The sequence below is a fragment of the Nocardia sp. NPDC056100 genome, from assembly GCF_042266325.1.
Classification (GTDB): domain Bacteria; phylum Actinomycetota; class Actinomycetes; order Mycobacteriales; family Mycobacteriaceae; genus Nocardia.
Window position 1 is genome coordinate 2,009,421 of the sequence record NZ_JBHJVY010000002.1, and the last position, 18,917, is coordinate 2,028,337.

An 18,917-nucleotide genomic window follows, 5' to 3' on the forward strand; every position below is an offset into this window, starting at 1 on the left:
GGTACTGTCCACGATCGTGACGAGTTCTCGTTTGCTGCCTGATATCCGTGCCGTGAGACGAACGATCCTGCTGGCCAACCAAAAAGGGGGAGTGGGCAAATCGTCGATCGCCGCTGCCATCGCGGTGGCCGTCGCCCGACGGGGCAAGCGGGTACTGCTGATCGACGCCGACCAGCAGGGCAACTGCACCATCCGCGATCTCGGGGTGAACGATTCCGATGAGGGCCGCTCGCTGGCGATGACCCTGCAATACGGAACTGCCCTGGAGCCGGTCCGCAAGGTCCGTGACGGCCTCGACGTCGTCTGCGGTGGTCGGCATCTGGCCATGGCTGGCACCGTCGTCTCCAGTGCCGAGCAGACCGGGATCAACCCGCTGCAGAATCTGCGCGGCGCACTCGAAACCCTGGTCGACGCCGAAGGTTACGACCTCGTTCTCATCGATTCCGGCCCGGGTGACCGCGCGGTGCTGGACCTGCTCCTCCAGATCGTCAGCTGGCTCGTCGTACCCACCAAGGAAGACGACGGCAGCATGGACGGCGCCGAACTCCTGGCTCGTCGCTACCTGCACGCCCGCAAGAACGGCGCCCTCGTCGAGCTGATGGGCATGGTCCTGTTCGACTGCAATCCGCGCGCGGTGCGCCGCAATGAGGAAACCCTCGGCAAGATAATGGAATTGCTCGACGGCACCGGAATCGAGCCGTTCCGCAACTTCATTCGCCATGACAAGGCCGCGGCGATCGATGCGCGCGCCTTCCACCTCACGGCGGAAGAGCTGGTCGGATTCACCCCCTCGCGCCCCGAGGGTTCCGAGGAGGAGGTGATCAAGCGGTGGTCCCGAGACACCGAACCGCTGGCCACCGACTATCAGAAGCTGACCAAAGAAGTACTGGTCCGACTGGCCACCGGTGAGCGAGCGAAGGAGACCGCGTAATGGCACGCAAAGGCGCATTCAACGATGACGACCTGAACGACATCGACGACCTGCTGCCGCCCTCGGCGCCGCGTCCAGTCGCGCACGCGGCCCCGCTGGTCGCGGTGCCCGACGTCGCTGAAGTTCCTGCCCCGGTGGCAGATTCGGTAGAGGCAGCCCCCAAGGCACCAAAGAAGGCCGCCCCCAAGGCGGCTGCCAGCCCAGTCGCCGAGCCGACCAAGCGCCCTCGCACCCGGGCGAAGAACGGCCAATCCGTCCCCGAGGCTCACGTCGCAGGTGTCGTAGCCGAGGTACTCCGTCAGCTGACCCACACGGAGAAGCAGCAGCGCGGCGAGGGCCGCAGCTACGGCGCGGTGGTCCTGGACGCCATCGAAGCCCACGAGTTCGAACTCCAGAACCACTTCACCACCGCCGCCTCCGCGAAACCCGCAGGCCGCCTGTTCAAACGAGTCGACGCCGCCCGCCCGCGCCGCCGCCGCCACTCCGAACCCCAGGTGAAGATCGCCCTCAGCGGCATCATCGCCGAGGACATGGCCGCGATCGACGACCTCGTCGAAACCTGGCAGACGGGCAGCCGCAGCGCACTCGTCGACCAGGCACTCAAGCTGTATCTGGCTGAGGACATCGAGCGGATCAACAGCGCGAACGACGAGGAATCCGAGTTCGAGGACGAGCGCGCGGAGGGATAGTCGTCGGAGCATTGCAGCGATCAGTGGGGCCACCCGCCGGGTCGCTGCAGCTTCGGTTTGAGTGTCGGACCCTTTTGCCTCGACCTGTCACTGTGACGAAAATGACCGAGCCTCAGTCGAACTCGGCGGTACAAATTCCCAGTCCGGGGGATGCGCCACACTCTGAAGGGCACGAGACCGCCGCCGGTGATCCTGCTCGCGCCGGAATCAGTGCCGAACGAATCAGGAGTGTGAAATGGCCATCGACAGACAACAATCGCTGTCGGCGTACTCGGAGATGGAGCTCGAAGAGCTTCTTGCCAGCGCGTCGCCGGTACTGCAAAAGGCGGTACGCAAGAATCTGACGGGAATCGGCAACACCTACACCGGTGGTTACAACTCCTTCATCGACGCATAGTCGCGATGTTCGGGAAGCGCTGAGCCTCTGGCTGATGATTCCGAACGAGTGGTCGGACCGTGCTGGTCTGCTGCCCGACCACCCGTATCGCTGAGCGTCCCGGACTAGGTCAGATGCTCGAAATAGATTCCAGTGCAGGACGTTTCAATGCAACCAGAGGCGCGTAAATCCCCGCCTCCCGCAGTGGACGTGGAGTATCTCGCAGTCCTTCGAGAATCGTGAAGCCATACCGTTGGTAGCGGTCGACCGCTGCGGTGCCGTGAATGGTTTCGGTGTAGACGCCGACGTTTCCGAGTTGGTCGAGCCCCGCGCGCATCAGGTCGCGGCCGACGCCATCTCCATGCCAATTCGGGTGCACATACCAGGAATTGATCGCTCCTGAGCCGTCGTCGCTCATTGATACCCAGATGAACCCTGCGACGATGCCGCCCACGGTGCTGGCCACCAGTAAGCCGGGGTCACCGGATGTGGCCAGTTCCGACCAGTCCGCGATCTTGCGTGGTCCCAGGTCACTCACGAGGAATTCATCGAGGTTCGCCTTCGCTCCCGGAAGGTCGCGGTAGGCGGCCCGCGAAGCCAGCACATGTGCGCGGGCGATCCCCGGACCGTCGGTAATACACGCCGGGCCGACGGTGGTCGGACCAGTCTCTTCGACGCTGGTCTGTAGGTAGTCGAACGGTAATCGATCGACATACTCCGTGCGCTCGTGCGAGCCGGACGGGCCGAATGTCACTGTGACGAAAGCGGATTGGAGCTCGGAGCGGCATCCGATTGCGGTTCCGTGTACCGGGACAGCACCTGGTCGACCAATTCGGCGGCCGCGCGATTGGTCATCAACCGGGCGATGGCGACATTGGTCTCGAAATCGTTGCGGTCGCCCGAGGTGCGTTCGGACTGCGCGAAGGGCTTGCCCGCCAAATGGAAGAACAGTTCGCTGGCGTATCGGTCGACCGCCTGGTCGACATCGATCCGGAAGCGTTCCACCAAGCTGAACGCAGCCGATGCCGGTAGCCCCGCATCGATCAGTCGCGTCGCCAGATCGCAGCAGCGGGGATTGGCGAGCCGGTATGCCTCGAGTGGATCGGTGGTGGCCAGTGCTTTGTGCATGTACTCGGGCAGTTCCGGTGATGGTGCCGGGGGAGTGGCCGGTGCGGGCACCGAATCGTCGGGTTGGTCTGGGACGCCGAGGATTTCGGCCAACCCGTCACCGCGGTCCCATGCTTCCAGGAGTTCGCGAATGCCGTTGAGCTTCATGCCCCGGCTCAGCAGTCGGCTGATGGTTTGCAATCGACTCAGGTGGTTGACGTCGTAGTAGCCGATACGGCCACGGACGTCGGGGGAGGGTAGGAGGCCGCGTTCGTGATACACACGGACGCTGCGCACGGTCGTATCGGCCACCCGTGCCAGTTCATCGATGGTGTATTCCACTGTGCCGATCATCCTCATGAATCCAGATCCGGGCTGGCGTGCAGTACCGAATGTATCGAGCCGCTACACAACGATGCAACATAACCGCGCCTAAGTCAATGCGCCGTTACATAACGGCATAAACCTTGCGGGGGCAGACACATGTCGGTTAACGTGCCTCTACCGGCTACTACAGCCGCTTCCGGGGACTGCTGGATCAGCCCCGACGACCGCCCGATAAGTGGGACGCGACCGAATCGCGTTGTGCCCCCATGTTTTCCGGAGACGGCTATGAGCATCACCCACACCCGTGCCCTGAGCACTGTTACCCTCGCTACCCCGAGGCCGGCCGCGACCCCCAAGGCTGCCGCGGCCCCGGCCCGTTCCAATCGCCCGCCCTGTGCGGATATCCCCAACGCCTGGGATCTCGATGTCGGCACCCCCGACTCCTGGCGCATGGCGGTGGAGATCTGCAAGACCTGCCCGCTGCTGGCCCAATGTGAATCACTCGCACAGACATTCATCGAACGCGGTGACGCGCCCCGCGCCATGATCTGGGCGGGTGTCGGCTACGACAACGCCGGCAAAGTGGTCGAGAATCTCGACCGGCACCGCATCGCACCCGTCGATCGGAATCGGCCCATGCGGATCATCCGCAACGGCCAAGGCCAGAATCGAACCGAGCCCGCACTGCCCGCGCCGCGTCGGCACCTGGTGCTCGGGCAGCCGCTGCGGCCCACCGGCACCGCGTAGATCCGTCTCACTGATCGATTGGAAACCTTTGTGTTAGTTGGTAATTCATGACCGTGCTCGCGCTGGAGGTGGGCGCCGCAGGATTCGCGGTCACCCGGGTGGCCGAAGATGTCAGCGAGGACGAGATCAGGCGTATCCCGATGCCGTCCGGCAAACCCTGGGATAAATGCCGCGAGCTGCTGCTGGAGGTGGCGGCGGGTGCCGAGGTCACCGCGCTGGGCATCGCCTGCTCGGGGCCTGTCGATATGGGCGCGGGTGTGGTGGCGTCGACTGAGATACCGCAGTGGCGAACAGGTTTCGCGATCGTCGATGCCGCACGCAAGGTCTTTCCCAAAGCGAATGTGAGCGTGGCGCTCGATGGGGTCTGCCTGGCTCTTGCCGAGCGCAGTTTCGGTGCAGCCCAAGGAGTGTTGGACGCCCTCGCTGTCTCGGCGTCGGAGCAGTTGAGTGGCGGTATGACCGTCGGTGGCTTCGCTGTGGTGGGGCGAACCGGTAACGCGGGCAGCATCGCGCACACCCTGGTACCCGGCTTCGACGTGCCATGCGAATGTGGCGGCCACGGTTGCCTCCAGGCGGTCGCCAGCGGTGCGGCGATTCGCGCGTGGGCGCAAGAGCAGGGCTGGGGAGGAGATACGCTCGTCGCCTTGCTGACCGCCGCCCAGCAAGGCGACGGTGTCGCGATCGCCGCCCTCGGACGTGCGGGAACTGCCTTGGGTAGGGCGATCGCGTCCACGGCTGCCCTGCTGGATCTGGACCTGGTGGTCATCGGCGGCAGTATGGCGTCGGCGGGTCCGGCGCTGTGGAAACCGCTGGGTGAGGCGGTCGCGGAGCATGCCAGACTTGGCTATCTCGCCGGGCTGCGCGTGGTCCCATCGGCACTCGGTGACCTGGGCGTACTGGCCGGCGCGGGCGTCCTGGCCATGCTGGGCGACAAGTCATCGTGACGACCGGGTGGGAGATCTCGGAGCGTCCCGCCGAGAAGCTACTGAAGGGTTAACCTCGCTCGGTCTTGACGGCAAGTGGCAATTTCCCATTGAGTGTGCCGCTATATAACGGTACATTCAATGGGTGGGATTTTCTCCTGGATCTTCGAATCCAGAGCCGAGGCCGGGGCTGGCGAGCGAAATGCGCAGTGGCACAGCCATTCCCTGGATGTCGGCGGAGACTCTCAGCATCGAGGCGCTCACCGTGGCCTCGGTTGGCGGTTCCGCTCGCGACTTCGCTGCCTGGCAGCGAGTTCTCCAGCGTCAGTTGGCCAAAACGCCCGCGCTGTATCAGGGGCTGACGCCGGCGGGCATTACCGATGCCGTACACGCCGTACGGCAGAGGGCCACCGATTTCAAACTCACAGTGCCGAGCCGATCCGGTCCGCACGCGCTGTGGGCGCGACCGGTACTCGGTCCGGCGGGGGACGTGCACGGGGTCCAGTTGTGGATGGGCCCCGCCGCACAGGCCGCACCGCCGCCGCCCGCGGCGGTCGGCGCTGTCTGGGATCTCGAATCCCAGACCATCGCCATGCCCAGCGGCATCACCGAGCTGATCGGAATCACGGCCGAGGAGTACGTGCCCAGGATGTCGATCGCGGAATTGTTCCAGCGCGTCTCGGGATTCGATCGCCACACCGAGGTGCTTGACCTGTTGTACGAGGCGAGGGCCGGAACCCGGCTGCAATTCGACGCGACCGTCACCAGCGCGACGGGCCGAGCAGGACGGTGGCGCTTCACGATTCGCGGCCGCGACGATGCGCGTGTCCGGGGAGCGTGGTGGTTGATCGAGGATGTGACCTCTGACCAGCCGGTGCCCCATCGAGCCACTCTGGAGAACATCGGGTTGCGCGAGGCGCACCGTCGCGCGGGCACATCGCTGGCCGTAATGCATCTCGAGCACACCGGGATCGCGCACTGGCTGACCGATCCCGCGCCTTGGATCCGATGGGATTATCTCTTCCGTCCCGGCGATGTCTTCCATCCCGCGGATCGGGCGCAGCTGACCGAACTCGGGAATCGGGTACGGGCGGGCTACACCGCCGGTGCCACGGTGCGCACCCTGGACTATCGCGGTGGATACACCTCGAGTTCGTTGTTGCTGTACCCCTACCCCGGATACTCCAGCAGGCCCCTGGCAATTGTGCAATTCGTCTGTGCCGGAGAGTGTTCCCCGGTGCCCGAACCGCTGTGCGATAGCGACGGAATACCGCTGGCAGGGGTGCCTATCGGCTATGACGAACAATTACGCTATCGGATGACCGGGCGAAAGGGTGGAAAAGCACACGTCTGAATTCATTCCCAGAAATGGGAGTACCGCTGAGTAACGTTGCGGCACTGGCACTCTACCATTTTCCTGGTGAGCGTAACGAGTGGTAGGCGGGCAGATTCCGGTGAAGCGCTGCTCCGCCGGATGGCCGCCCGGCGCCGCCGGGACAATGTGGTCGTCGTAATACTCGCGGTGCTGGCGGTTTTCGGCGGCGGGCACGCGATAATCGATGCCTTCTCCGATCCGCCCCCGGGGCCGTCGGACAATTCAACGATATCGCTGATCGGCAGATCGCAACTCGCGGAGTCATTCGCGCGCGATTTCGTTGTTACCTATCTGAGTGCCGCTGCCGGACAACAGGATCGAATTCAGGAATTCGTCGGTAGCGCGCAGCAGGCCACCTTGCCCACGACCGGACGACAGGTCAGCGACCCGAGTGTGGTCTACGTCAGTCGCGAACTCAGCAGTGGCGGAGTGGATGTCTGGGGCGTGACAGTCTCGGTTCGGCTCAGCCGCAGAGTCGGTGCGGCAGTTGATGATTCGCGTCAGTGCTATCAGGTCTCGGTGGCGATGGTCGAGGGCCGGATGCGGGCGCTAGCTCTGCCCGCCGCGGTGGAACCACCCCGCCACGGACCGGAGCTGGCGCTCAACTACGGCGCCACATGTGCCGCGGATACCCCGCTCGCCCAGGTGGCGGCTGGATTCCTACAGGCACTCCTGACCGGTTCCGGCGATATCGCCCGCTACACCACCCCGGCCTCAGATATCTCCGCACTACGTCCGGCCCCGTTCACCTCCGCGGAAACCAGCGTGATCAACGCCGACGATTCCTCCTGCGGCGCGAACGGATCAACCGCCCGCGTGCTGGCTTCGGTGAACCCGAAAATCGACGGCGCCGGTTCACCGACGCTGGCGTATCCGCTGACGATGGTTCGCGAGGCCGGGCAGTGGCAGGTCAAGTCCGTGGATTCGATTCCCGCCCTGCACCTTCCGCTCACCGCCGGGTCTAACCCGGCAGGCGGTGGGACCGGCGCCTCGACCACGACCACCCCGGCCAAGGGGCCGGCGAGTGCGGCCCAGGTGCCGCAGGCAACCCAGAACTGATCGGGAAAGGACTCCCCGCATGGGCACTCAGCTCGGCAATATCCTGTACGGCGTATTGCTCGTCTTCCGCTGGCTCGGCCTGATCATTCTGACGATCGCCAGCATGGGAATCCTCATCTCCGAGGCCACCAAGAACAAACTCTCACCGGGTAAGGTCTTCGCGGTCACCGGGTCGGCGATCGTTGCGGCAGTGCTGTTCTGGGTCCTGCCGACCATCATCAACTACGCCCGTGTCGACTCCGGCACCGTCGTGCAGGACTTTCCGATAGGCCGGTACGGCCGATGAGTTCGGTGATCAAGGTCTTCACCCCGGTCAAGCGTGTGCCGACGGTGATCGGTAAGGCGCAGAACGGCCAGAAATTGCCGTTCGGCCCGTACACGCTGCCACAGATCGCGGCGGCGGCCGGGCTGCTGGCGATCACCTCGGTGTGCTCGATGAGCTTTCCGATCAACCCGGCGGCCACCTTCATCGCCGGTTTGGTGGTGACCGTAGCGAGCGTGTTCGCGCTCGGCCTGATCCCGTACACCGGCGTTCGGCTGACCTCCAGGGTGCTGTGGGTCGGCCGGCTGCTCACCCATCGAAAGCCCGTATCCGCCTCGGGAATGCCGATCGATGCCGAGTCCGCGCGGAACACCCTGTTCATCGAGGAGTCGGTGGTCGTGATCTTCCCGGACGTTCGAGTCGCCGAGCCGCCTCGCCCTGTGCCGACCCTGAACTTGAGCCTCGGCACGGGCGGCAGTCTGCTCGACGCGATCGACAACGGCCGTGCCCTCCTACCCGGAGGGCGCGGCTGATGGCGTTCGACCGCGATCTTCAGCCGACCGTGGCGATTCGCGGGAACCTCCAGTTCACGCATACCGGTCTGGTCACCGCGACCTACTTCATCAATCCGCTGGGCTACGGGTTGCGCAATGCCAGTGACAAATTCGATGTCAAGGCCGCGCACCACGCGCTGATCAACAGCCTGCCGAACGGGTCTCTGCTGCTGGGCATTCAAGCCGGTCTCAATACCCTCGATGTGCTCAGCAAGATGGTCGAGGGTGTGGACCTCGACGAAGCCGAGGCCTATGCCATCGAGGTGGTCGCCTCCTATGAGCGGGTGCGTGCGATTCAGCCGCAGACGCGAATCTTCCTGCTGTCCATGCCAGTCGGTTCCACCAACCCGGGAATGTCGTCGCTGGCGCGGATGTGGCGGGGTGGCACTCCGGCGGATATGTCCGGGGTCACCCGCGCCGAGCTCGAGGGGTTCGAGGAGAAGGCATCGGAGATCCTGTCGCGCATCGGTGGCGATTTCGAACCCGTGCCGGTACCGGCGGCGCTGTTCCAATGGCTGTGGGAACACTATCTTTCGCGCGGGGCGGCCGGGGATCCGGTGGCGCCCACACGAGTTGGCGCACTCGATGACGCGACCGCCGCGGTGTTCCGCTCGGCCGCGCTGGACGAGGGCGCGCAGGCTGACAGCGGACGCCGCCTGCGGCCCTCGTTCGTTCCGGTGATCAAGGTCGTCCAGCCCGATTTCGAGTTCCGGCCGTCCTATCAGGCGATGCTCACCCCGCATTCATTTCCGTACGGGGGCATGGCTTTCCCTGGTGGCAGCGAGTTCCTCAACGTGATCGAGGGCATCGGCGATGTCACCGTCGACTGGGGAATCCGGGTGTCGACCCGGCCCGCGGATCAGGTGCTCAAGAACAATGAGACCAATCTGCGCCGGTTGGGCGAGCAGATGGATCAGCGCGATCAGGAGGTGTCGTTCGCGCAGAACACCCTGATGTCCAAGGCGCAGATGCTCGGGGAGTACAACAACCACTTCGAGGTCAACGGCGCGGAATCGGAGGTTTCGTTCACCACGGTCATCGCGGTCGGCAGTGCGAGCCGCGAGGCGACGATGGATGCGGTGAACCTGCTCAAGCGCCGCTATCGGCGATATCAGATCGAGCTGACCGCACCACTGGGCGCACAGGTCGATCTGTGGTCGATGCTGGTGCCCGGTAGTCCGCCACGGCGTGCGTTCGATGATTTCGCCCATATCGTGCCGTCGGATATGTGGGCCGGTTTCGTCCCCTTCACCAGCAGTCAGATCGGAGACGACAGCGGCCCGGTGATCGGGGTGAATCTCATGTCCGGACACTTCGAGCCGATCCACTTCGGCATCATGGAAGCCGCGCTGCACGATCTGTCGGCATCGTTCGCGGTCACCGGCGAGCTCGGGTCGGGCAAGTCCTATCTGCTGAAACTCATTGCCGCACTGGTCAATGACATGGGTGGGCAGTTCCTGGCCATCGACCGCAGTCAGGTGGGGGAGTGGGAGCACTTCGCCTCGGCCATCGATGACGCGGTGGTGATCGATCTGGCCAATCCCACTGTCTCCCTGGACCCTTTGCGTCTGTTCGATCCCCGAGTGGCGGGCGAGCGCACCCTGGACTCGATCCTGCCGCTGCTCGATCTATCGCCAACCTCTGGAGCGGGTGCTGCGGCTAGTTCCCTGCTCACCCCGCGCGGTATCGCCGAGCATCGGATCCGGTCGCTGGTCGATCTGTTCCAAGTGGTGCTGCGCCTGCGTGACACTCCGGGAATCGGTGACGAATACGCGGATCTGGCTTCGCGGCTGGGGACCGTCGCCGAGCGGGTCCCGGTGCTGTTCAACCCGAACCTGGCCACACTGAGACTGGACGCGGCGGCCACCGTGATTCGCAGCCACCAGGTCGCGCTGCCCTCGGCCGAGGAGCTCACCACTCCGCATCTGTACAACCGGCTTCCGCTGACCAAAAGGCTCGGGACCGCGCTGTACGAACTCGTGGGAGTCGCCGCGCGAGAAGCGTTCCTGCGCGATAACGGTCGCTTCGGACTGCTCATCGGTGACGAGGCGCACCACTTCACCCAAACCCAGGTCGGCGCGGCGGTCACCTCGGACTTCAGTCGGGACGGCCGAAAGCATTTGGCCGCCATCGGACTCGCGTCGCACGATCCGGCCACCGACTTCCAGGGCGCGGCACACAATCTCATTCCGAACCGGTTCGTGTTCCGTCAGCGTGATGAAACGCTGGCCCGCAACAGTCTCGAATGGTTGGGCGTGGACCTCGAGGAAGCGCCCTATCTGTTGCAGATTCTGCGCGAGGACACCTCGCCACCGGTCGGCTCCGGCAGACAGGTGCCGACTGAGCGCCGCGGTGAGATGTTCATGAGGGATGCCCTGAACCGGATCGGGCGGGGCAAGATCCTGGGGCCCGCGCGCCCTGAAAGGGCCGCTGCGATCATCAGCACGCCGGGCACGGCCCGCGCCGCGCTCGCCGAACGGCGGTGAACCTCGTGTGGGATTTGCGGCTCTGGTACCCCGGCACCGTGGCTCGCCGGGTCAAGACTTGGGTTCGGGCGTCACGATGGCGGTATCGCACGGTGGTGTTCACCGCGATCATCCTGGTGCTCTTCGTCTTTCCGGCCTGTCTGGGCGCGGTGGCGGGAGCGCAGACCGGGTCGTCGACGGCTTCGGCCTCCAACGGCGCGACCAGCTGGATGGGCGTCCGTGACTCATCCGGTCTGAACCTGTCCAGCTATCTGCTCGTAACGGGTTCGGAGAGCATCTTCCACCCGATCAACAACGGGCTGATCGTGGTGCTCCAATTGATCTTCGGCGGCTGGATGGTCATCGTGATCACCGGCATCTGGGGTATCGGATTCGTGCTCAGCTTCCGCTGGATGGATCTGTTCGCCACGCCGCTGCGCTCGATGGCCAGGGTGCTCACCGACCAGCTCAATGTGCCCATCGTGATTATCGTTTTCGCCACCGGAGGCAGTTTCATCGTCGCGTGGTTCTCCTTGCGTGGCTTTCATTCGAAAGCGGTCGTGCAGGTGGTGACCATGCTCGGAGTGGCGGTCATCGGCCCGGTATTTCTGGCCGACCCGCTCGCGGATGTGCTGGGAGCCGATGGCTGGCTCACTCAGGGACGTGATCTCGGCATCACGGTGGCGGCTGGACTGAACGGTGATCGGAACCCGCAACCCACCAAGATGGTGGCCTCGATACAGGAACAGCTGGCCGACAACTTCGCACGAAAACCTTTGCAGGTCTGGAGCTTCGGGCACGTGGTCGATGATGTGCCGTCCTGCAAGACGGGCTGGACGAGCGCGGTGTCCACCGGCAATGGTGACGCGGTCAAGAACGCCATGCGGAACTGTGGCGACAGCGCGGCCTATGCCGCAGCGCACGATCCGAGCACCCATGACCTGGGCGCACAGCTCATTGCAGGACTGCTCATCCTGATCTCGGGCACACTGCTGCTGGCCTTCGCCGTGGTGCTGGCCGTGAAAATCATTCGATCCGCACTGGATTCGGTCTATTACAGTTTCCTGGCGATATTCGGGTTCGCCGCCGGCGGATTCGTCTACGGGCCGACGCAAACATTCCTGGTGCGCAGTGTCGTGCACGCCTTCTTCGGTGCGATACGCATGGCGGTCATGGTGATCTTCCTCGCCGTGTACGTGTTGTTCCTGGGCGATATCTTCCGGCAGGCACAGGGGCAGGTGATGGAGGTCTTCCTCATAGGCGCGGTTCTCGAGGTTGTCGCGATCATCCAGTTGAAACGCCTGGACGCCAGTTTGGACCGCGGCAACGACTGGGTGGCCAACCGTGTCGCGTTGAGTCTGCACGGCCCGCCGGTGAAATCCGGTAGTGGCGGCGGAACAGCTTTGGGGATGGGGACGGCCGGCGCACAGCGCAATGGATTCAGCATGCTCAAGGCCGCCGGCGCCATGTCCTTGGTCGCGGGGTCGCCGTATACCGCGGCGCTGCTGCGAAGGCAGGACGGCTCCCTGCCTGACCAGGCGGCAGTGCGTCTGCTGCAGAATCTCGGCCTGGTACCCGGAGGTGGATCGAGAGCGTGGGGGATCCAGTCCAACCTCAATCGGCCGCTGTACGCCAATGCCGCACGCGCTGCCGCTCGGGCCGCCGGCGGCATCGATACCGCCGCCGGCGCAGCGGCCGGAATTCAGGCTGCGGTAACGGTTGGCGCGAACGTGGGCGATTTGCGCGGCGCACTATACGGAGCTGGCTTCAATGACGTGCCGCTCACTGAGCGAGCCATCGCCTCGTGGGGGGCCTCAGGGATCAATCGCGACGACTATCTGAACCGGACAGTCAATGCGTGGCAGCGAGTTCAGGCGACATCCCGTCGCGTGGCGCTGCACGGAAATACGCCGGAGGGCGCAGCGGAACTGGCCGCCGATATGGCGACACTGCGGGTTGCGGCCCGGACTTTCCGCGGAGAGGAGCAGGCGCCAATCGTGCTGAGCGGAGATCAACAGCGATTCGTCGACAACTACATGCGCAGCGGCAGGGCATCGCGTCTTACCTCGCTGGCGAAGTTGGCCAATGGAGCGGATCTCACCCCGAACGACCAATACTTTCAGGAACTGTGGAACGTCAGGCCCGAGGATGCGCGTCGCATGTGGTCGGCGATCGGACGCGCGCATACGGAGAATGTCTTCACCTCGGTCGAAGCTCTTCAAGCGAATCCGCGGAACCAGGCGCTCATGCGAGCGGTTTCCAGCCACATCGCGGGTGCACAGGCGACCTCGAAGCACATACCGTTCAGCAGAGCCACCCCGTGGACGCAACTGAGTCCGACTGCGTGACCGAACGGGCGATCGGCACACGTTGTTGGAGAAAGGCTTTCGATGAGAACGCTGCTGATCCTGGCGATCTCGGCAGTCCCGCTGGCATTCCTGATCACGTTGTTCGGGATCGTTTTCGGCGGGACCGACTCGGCGGTCGCCGCGGACTTCGACCGTCAATGTGAGGTGGCGATTCCGAATCCATCCTCGACAGCGAAGGTATCCGTGACCCAGACCACGCGGATATCGGTGCCATCGCCTCCGCCGACCGTGAATCCATACGCGCAGTTGACTTTCGCGGCCGACGACACGTCGATCTCGGATCGGCAGCGCGCCTGTTCCACTGCCATGCAGACCGCGGTCTATCAGCTGGAATCGCCCTTGAGTGCACCTGCCACCGGGGCGGAGGTGGAGTGCGCGGGCGTAACGATTGCCGCGCTGGCGAATCGCGGATCGGGAAGTGTGGGCACGGCCTTCGGCGGCACCGAAGGCAGGACCACAACCGATACCGCCACCGTGACAGTCGATCCCGCCGCAGTGACTGCGGCGGTGCTGTACCGGGCGTCGGCCGCCGCGAGTACTGGATTCTGTCCACAACCGACCGCTGCGGATATTACTACGCTCATGTCCGCTCGCTCGGGTGGAGATACCGATCGGTGTCCCGCCACGATTCCCGGCACCGCACTGATACTTCCGAATAATGTTGCGGCGCAAAGTCTTTGCGGCCAACTTGTCGAGGCGGGAGCGGAATCACCCGGTGATCTCGTGTTCTGGGACTATCGTGGCACCGTGCCGACCCGGGTGGGTATGACGGTCGATTACGGACAGCGTGCGGGCGGGACAGCGCTCGTGCTCGGCTGGGACCCCACCACGGGCGCGATGGTCCGCCTCGCGATGCCGAATAGCTGGGACGTACGTGTGAAACGGGTGCTCGGAGCCGTGGCGTGACCGAGGCTCCCGAAGCGTCCCCGGAGTCCGAAGCCGTTGCGGCCGAACAGGAAGTCCCCCCCGGACCGACCACCCCGTGGGTCCGGCGCATACCGCCGGGTTCGGCACTGCCACCGATAGCGACGCTCGCCGGGCCCAGGAGTGGCGGCGCGCAGCCGCCGGGTGCGACCACCGATTCCGGTGGTGCACCCCGGCCGACCGTCGTCGACGCACTTGCGACGGGGAACCCCACACGCGCCGTACCCGCGGTGTCCACGACCGCTGCCCCCGGCGGAGTTGTCCCGGGTGGTGGTGCCCCGGTGCCGACAGCGGCTGCCGGGGGTCGGCCGGATGCTGTCAATGCGCGACCGGATGCGGCGGGAGCACCTGCGGGGGCGAGCGCACAACGTCCGGATTCGGCTCGGGTGCAGTCGGATTCGGTCGAACGAGGGTACGACGACCATCGCGATTCCGGCCTCGATCTCTCGGGCCTCGCCTCTGCCGCGCCGGCTCTGGCCATGCTGCCCATGATGCTCGCCTCCATGCTCGGTGGCGGCGGCGGGTCCGGGGCGGGATCGAACTCTGGCGCAAGCGCACCGCAAAATGGTTCGGGCACTACAGATTCGGGGCAGCCCGTCGCAAATACGGCCGACGGGTCGACCCCCACACTGACCCCGCAGGCCGAAGCCGCACTGCAGGCCCTCGAGCGGCTGCGAGACACATACAGCAAGTCCGGCAACGCTTCCAGCCCAGGGACCAAACCGGCCGCTACGGGCGTCCCATCCGGTTCCGGAAGCGGTACCGGTGAAGGCGACGGTGTCGCGGAACTATCCGCCGTGCAGCTCTATCAGCGCACCGCCGCGATTGCTTTCAACAATCTCGACAATCAACTCGCCGGATTTCTCTTCGGACTGGCGGGCGCCCATGGGATCGACAAGGCCGCGCTGAATTCGTTGATCAAGGAGCTCGACCTGGCCCTGATCAAGCTCGGGACGGCGGCATACACGCCCGCCGGCGCGCAGCGGGTGCACGACATCCTCACCATCGCACTGCGTGAAGGACTCAAGCTTGCCGGCGCGAGCCAGGTCAATGCGTCCGATACGGCCGCCGCGATCGACGGATTGACCGGACAGTACCTCTACAACCTGGCCGGGCAGAACTACCCGGGGTCGATGCCGTCGGCATCCTCGGGGGTCTCGGCGGTGGTGCAGCAGGTGATCGCGATGGCGGTCGCCCAGGTCGGTAAACCCTATGTCTGGGGTGCTGAAGGCCCCAATTCGTTCGATTGCTCCGGGCTCATGCAGTACGCAGCCCGCTCGGCGGGGGTGAATATTCCGCGTGTCTCGCAGGACCAATATCGCCAGCTGCCCAAGGTGAATCCGGGTGACATCCGGCCGGGCGATCTGATCTTCCCCGGCGGGCAGTACAACGGCGGCAGCCCGACTCACGTCATGATGTATCTGGGGAACGGGCAATGTGTGGAGGCGCCGCGCCCCGGCGCCAGTGTCCGCATCACCGCGCTTCCCGCCAGCTATGCGGCCAGCCGATGGAGCTGAGATAGGCGCTTCTCAGCGGTGGGAGGTTGTCGTCCCGCGTGTATCCCGGCGTTCACGTTATCGTTTTCTCGCCCGGCATTGCGTCGAATTGCCCGGCCTCCATTACGATTTCGGCGCTGCCGACGACGACTCAATCCATTCTGCGCATTCGTCATTGTTATCGCGCGGCCTGAGAGGACCGATATCGGTGGAGCAGTTCATCAGCGAATTACCTTGGCGCGGTTGGGGTCTCGACTTCGCCGAACTGCGCCGCGGCGGCTGGCGACCCAAACCCTTCAATGAGTTCATCGTCAAGATACACGGCCGCTGCAACCTCGCTTGTGACTACTGCTATGTCTACGAGATGGCGGACCAGAGCTGGCTTTCGAAGCCGAAGGCTATGTCTCGCAGAGTATTCAGTGATTCGTGCGAGATGATCAAGGATCACGCGGTCGGTTATGCGCTACCCGCGGTCAATCTGGTACTGCACGGCGGCGAACCGCTGCTGGTCGGGACCAGCGATCTCGAATACTTCGCACGTACGGCCCGGGAAACCCTGGACCCTGTGGTTCGGCTGCGGCTGGGATTGCAGACGAACGGTGTGCTCATCGACGATGATGTGCTGCGGATTTGCGAACGCTGGAATATCAAGATCGGCGTCAGCCTGGACGGCGGCGAGCTCGAACATGATCGTCACCGAGTGGATCGAGCAGGCCGAGGAAGCTACGCGCGGGTGGTCGCTGGGTTGGAGCAGTTGCTCGCCCCCCGTCATCGGCAGCTGTTCTCCGGTCTGCTGTGCACCATCGACGTACGGAACGATCCCATCCGTACCTATGAATCGATGCTGTTGTTCGAACCCCCGCTCGTGGATTTCCTTTTGCCCCACGGTAATTGGACTACGCCGCCCCCGGAGCGCGTGGCCGATCAGACTCGCACCCCCTACGGCGACTGGCTGATCGCGGTCTTCGACAGGTGGTATGACGCACCCGAGCGCGAGACCGGGATCCGGCTCTTCGGCGATATCATCGACCTGCTGCTCGGCGGCAGGGCCACCTCGGAACTGTTGGGCCTGGGACCGATTCGGCTCGCCGTGGTCGAGACCGACGGCTCGCTCGAGCAGGTCGACGAACTGAAATCCGCTTTCGAGGGCGCGGCCCGGATTCCCACCAGCGGCGAAGGCAACCCACTCGATATGGCGATGTGGGATCCGTCGGTGATGGCGCGCCAGGTCGGTGCGACCGCGCTGAGTCCCGTGTGCCGCGACTGCCCGGTCCAAAACATCTGTGGTGGAGGACATTACGTGCACCGCTATCGGGCGGGCGAAGGGTTCCGCAACCCGTCCGTGTATTGCGCAGACTTGAAGAAGCTCATCACCCACGTCGAGAACCGGATACGAACCGATCTCGACACGGTACTCACGCCCGCACCCGCATCCGCCGACCCCGGAACGACCACAGGAGTTTGACCATGCCCGCCCCCGTGTACCAGATCGACGACAGCGCACAGAATCTGGACTCGGTCTTGGGGTCTGCGGCTGATCTCACCCGGCTGCGGGGTGATCTCGTCGACCTGCGCATGATTCTGATGCGAGCGCTGATCACCGGTGTCGACGCCGCCACAGCAGAGGCGGCCGGGCTGCACCGGGCATACCGAGCACTGGCCGCTCTCCAATCCACCGATCCCGATGTCGTCGCCGCGATGCTGAGTTATCCGAACCTCGGACGCTGGATCAGTCTGGTGCTCAAAAGAATTCGCGAACCCGACGATGAGTCCAGCACGCCACTATGGGCGGACTGCGCCTATCTCGGGTGGCTGGCCGCCGCCGCAGGCACCGTCTGCCATTCGGACGGCACGGCGCAGGTGGTGATTCGCGACGGGGCGGTGATGTTGCCGACCCTGGGCTTGGCGCGCCTTGCCGAACCAGGTCATTGCGGGCCATGCGAGCTGCACTGGGCCGCTGACGGCACAATGCGTTTCAGCTGGGACTCGAAGTCGCTCGAGGTGGATTCACGCACCAGTGAGACTTCGCCCAGCTGGCTGCCATTGCGGTCGATCGGAGTGGCTGAGCGCGAACCGCGGATATGGCTCGATGATCTCGACCCGTTCCGCCCGCTCGAGCCCGAATACCCCACGCCACCCCGCCTGGACACGGACCAGGTCCAAACCTGGCAGCGCATGTTCTCCGACAGTTGGCAGCTACTCCGCGATGATCACGCCCGGTACGCGGTGCCGATGCGCGAGTGTCTGACCAGCCTGGTTCCACTGAGCACCGACCCGTTGTCGGGCACGGCCAACTACACCACACAGGACTGTTTCGGCAGCGTCCAGACGACCGCGCGCGCAGATCGGTGCCAATTGGCGGTGACATTGATCCATGAGGTCCAGCACTCCAAGCTCACGCTGATAACCGACGCCACCGAGCTGTTCAGCCCCGACCCCACGGCTCGGTTCCATGCTCCCTGGCGTGATGAACCACGACCGATTCTGGCGTTGCTGCACGGTATCTACGCCTTCTTCGGCGTCGGGGACTTTTGGCGAGTACACAGGGAATCCGACTGCGTGCGATGTGTACACGCACACGCGGAGTTCGAATTGTGGCGGCTGCAAGTCGCTTCGGCGATCGCAACGGTCGAGGACTCCGGTCTGCTCACCGACGCGGGACGCCGTTTCGTCGGCGCTCTTTCCGCCGAGACGCATCGCTGGGCGGGTAACCAGGTGTCTGCGGCAGCCCGGGCGGTGGCAACCGAATCGGTTATGGCGCAACGGACATTCTGGCAGGTGCGCAATCTCGTACCCGATCCGCGCGACATCGCCGACTTGGTAGTGCGCTGGGACGCGGGTCTGCCGCCGACCGCCGAACTGCGGCCTTCGATCCTCGTCGATCAGCAACGAATCCCGGCGCGCTCACGTCGGCTGTATCTGGTCTCGAAGGAGGAACCCTTCAGACCAACCGAGCCGGCGGATAACGCACAACCGCAAGGCGATCGCGCCTACCGGGCCGGATATCTCACCGAGGCAGTCGCTCTGTACAGCCGAGAACTGCGCACCGACCCACTGCGGCCGCAGCCGTGGGCAGGATTGCGGCTGGCAGCGCCGAAAATCTTCGGCGACAGAGATTTCCGCATTCTCGACAGCCGAGCCGAGGTGGTTGCGCACCTCTACGCCGCCGTTGGCACCGAGGTGGAGATAATGGCGCTGCTCGCCTGGCTCGCGGGACCGTCCGACACGAGTTCCCAACCCTGGGAATCGCGGAGAATCTAGAGCGAATGAAGTCCGAGACATGTTCGGCCGCTGATCATCTCGAGTGCCGGGT

17 protein-coding genes are annotated in these 18,917 nt (G+C 64.6%); 15 read left to right on the forward strand and 2 right to left on the reverse strand.

Features of this window, described 5'->3' with window-relative positions; all coding sequences use genetic code 11:
• Nucleotides 1–52 precede the first annotated feature (52 nt).
• From ACFC0O_RS21780 to ACFC0O_RS21790, 3 genes are all read left to right on the forward strand, one after another.
• A complete protein-coding gene (locus ACFC0O_RS21780) occupies nt 53–931 on the forward strand; it encodes a ParA family protein (RefSeq protein WP_375960530.1) in 879 nt (292 codons plus the stop codon).
• Nucleotides 931–1,620 carry a hypothetical protein gene (locus tag ACFC0O_RS21785; protein WP_375960532.1) on the forward strand — a complete coding sequence of 230 codons (690 nt, stop codon included), beginning with the start codon at nt 931–933 and terminating at the stop codon, nt 1,618–1,620. The genes ACFC0O_RS21780 and ACFC0O_RS21785 overlap by 1 nt, the downstream gene beginning before the upstream one ends.
• Before the next feature lie 235 nt (nt 1,621–1,855).
• A complete protein-coding gene (locus ACFC0O_RS21790; RefSeq protein WP_375960534.1) occupies nt 1,856–2,017 on the forward strand; it encodes a hypothetical protein in 162 nt (53 codons plus the stop codon).
• Between the two features lie 109 nt (nt 2,018–2,126).
• On the opposite strand, the gene ACFC0O_RS21795 is transcribed toward ACFC0O_RS21790, so the two are convergent.
• Together ACFC0O_RS21795 and ACFC0O_RS21800 are read right to left on the reverse strand one after the other, a co-directional pair.
• Nucleotides 2,127–2,750, reverse strand: a complete 624-nt coding sequence (locus ACFC0O_RS21795) for a GNAT family N-acetyltransferase (RefSeq protein WP_375960536.1) — start codon at nt 2,748–2,750, stop codon at nt 2,127–2,129.
• Nucleotides 2,747–3,457: a MerR family transcriptional regulator gene (locus ACFC0O_RS21800; RefSeq protein ID WP_375960538.1), complete on the reverse strand. Its 711-nt coding sequence runs from the start codon at nt 3,455–3,457 to the stop codon at nt 2,747–2,749. The genes ACFC0O_RS21795 and ACFC0O_RS21800 overlap by 4 nt, the downstream gene beginning before the upstream one ends.
• 258 nt (nt 3,458–3,715) lie before the next feature.
• Between ACFC0O_RS21800 and ACFC0O_RS21805 the strand changes: the two genes are divergently transcribed.
• The 12 genes from ACFC0O_RS21805 (at nt 3,716) to ACFC0O_RS21860 (ending at nt 18,865) form a co-directional block, all read left to right on the forward strand.
• A complete protein-coding gene (locus tag ACFC0O_RS21805; protein WP_375960540.1) occupies nt 3,716–4,177 on the forward strand; it encodes a hypothetical protein in 462 nt (153 codons plus the stop codon).
• A gap of 47 nt (nt 4,178–4,224) precedes the next feature.
• Nucleotides 4,225–5,121 (forward strand): ROK family protein, encoded by an 897-nt coding sequence (locus ACFC0O_RS21810; RefSeq protein WP_375960542.1) that lies wholly within the window; start codon nt 4,225–4,227, stop codon nt 5,119–5,121.
• 181 nt (nt 5,122–5,302) lie between these two features.
• On the forward strand, nt 5,303–6,454 hold the full coding sequence (locus ACFC0O_RS21815) for a GAF domain-containing protein (RefSeq protein WP_375960544.1): 1,152 nt from the start codon (nt 5,303–5,305) through the stop codon (nt 6,452–6,454).
• A gap of 66 nt (nt 6,455–6,520) precedes the next feature.
• Nucleotides 6,521–7,534 (forward strand): conjugal transfer protein, encoded by a 1,014-nt coding sequence (locus ACFC0O_RS21820; protein WP_375960546.1) that lies wholly within the window; start codon nt 6,521–6,523, stop codon nt 7,532–7,534.
• Nucleotides 7,535–7,553: 19 nt separating this feature from the next.
• Nucleotides 7,554–7,820 (forward strand): hypothetical protein, encoded by a 267-nt coding sequence (locus ACFC0O_RS21825; RefSeq protein ID WP_375960548.1) that lies wholly within the window; start codon nt 7,554–7,556, stop codon nt 7,818–7,820.
• Entirely contained in the window at nt 7,817–8,329 is a 513-nt protein-coding gene (locus ACFC0O_RS21830; RefSeq protein WP_375960550.1) for a hypothetical protein, read from the forward strand. The genes ACFC0O_RS21825 and ACFC0O_RS21830 overlap by 4 nt, the downstream gene beginning before the upstream one ends.
• Nucleotides 8,329–10,836, forward strand: coding sequence for an ATP-binding protein (locus tag ACFC0O_RS21835; RefSeq protein WP_375960551.1), 2,508 nt, complete (start codon nt 8,329–8,331; stop codon nt 10,834–10,836). The genes ACFC0O_RS21830 and ACFC0O_RS21835 overlap by 1 nt, the downstream gene beginning before the upstream one ends.
• A gap of 5 nt (nt 10,837–10,841) precedes the next feature.
• Nucleotides 10,842–13,163: a hypothetical protein gene (locus ACFC0O_RS21840; RefSeq protein WP_375960553.1), complete on the forward strand. Its 2,322-nt coding sequence runs from the start codon at nt 10,842–10,844 to the stop codon at nt 13,161–13,163.
• Between the two features lie 42 nt (nt 13,164–13,205).
• The gene (locus ACFC0O_RS21845) at nt 13,206–14,090 is read left to right on the forward strand and encodes a hypothetical protein (RefSeq protein ID WP_375960555.1); all 885 of its coding nucleotides are present in this window, start codon (nt 13,206–13,208) and stop codon (nt 14,088–14,090) included.
• Between the two features lie 404 nt (nt 14,091–14,494).
• A complete protein-coding gene (locus ACFC0O_RS21850; protein WP_375960557.1) occupies nt 14,495–15,625 on the forward strand; it encodes an NlpC/P60 family protein in 1,131 nt (376 codons plus the stop codon).
• Nucleotides 15,573–17,069, forward strand: a complete 1,497-nt coding sequence (locus tag ACFC0O_RS21855) for an FxsB family cyclophane-forming radical SAM/SPASM peptide maturase (RefSeq protein ID WP_375960559.1) — start codon at nt 15,573–15,575, stop codon at nt 17,067–17,069. The genes ACFC0O_RS21850 and ACFC0O_RS21855 overlap by 53 nt, the downstream gene beginning before the upstream one ends.
• A gap of 2 nt (nt 17,070–17,071) precedes the next feature.
• Nucleotides 17,072–18,865, forward strand: coding sequence for an HEXXH motif domain-containing protein (locus tag ACFC0O_RS21860; RefSeq protein WP_375960561.1), 1,794 nt, complete (start codon nt 17,072–17,074; stop codon nt 18,863–18,865).
• Nucleotides 18,866–18,917: the final 52 nt, after the last annotated feature.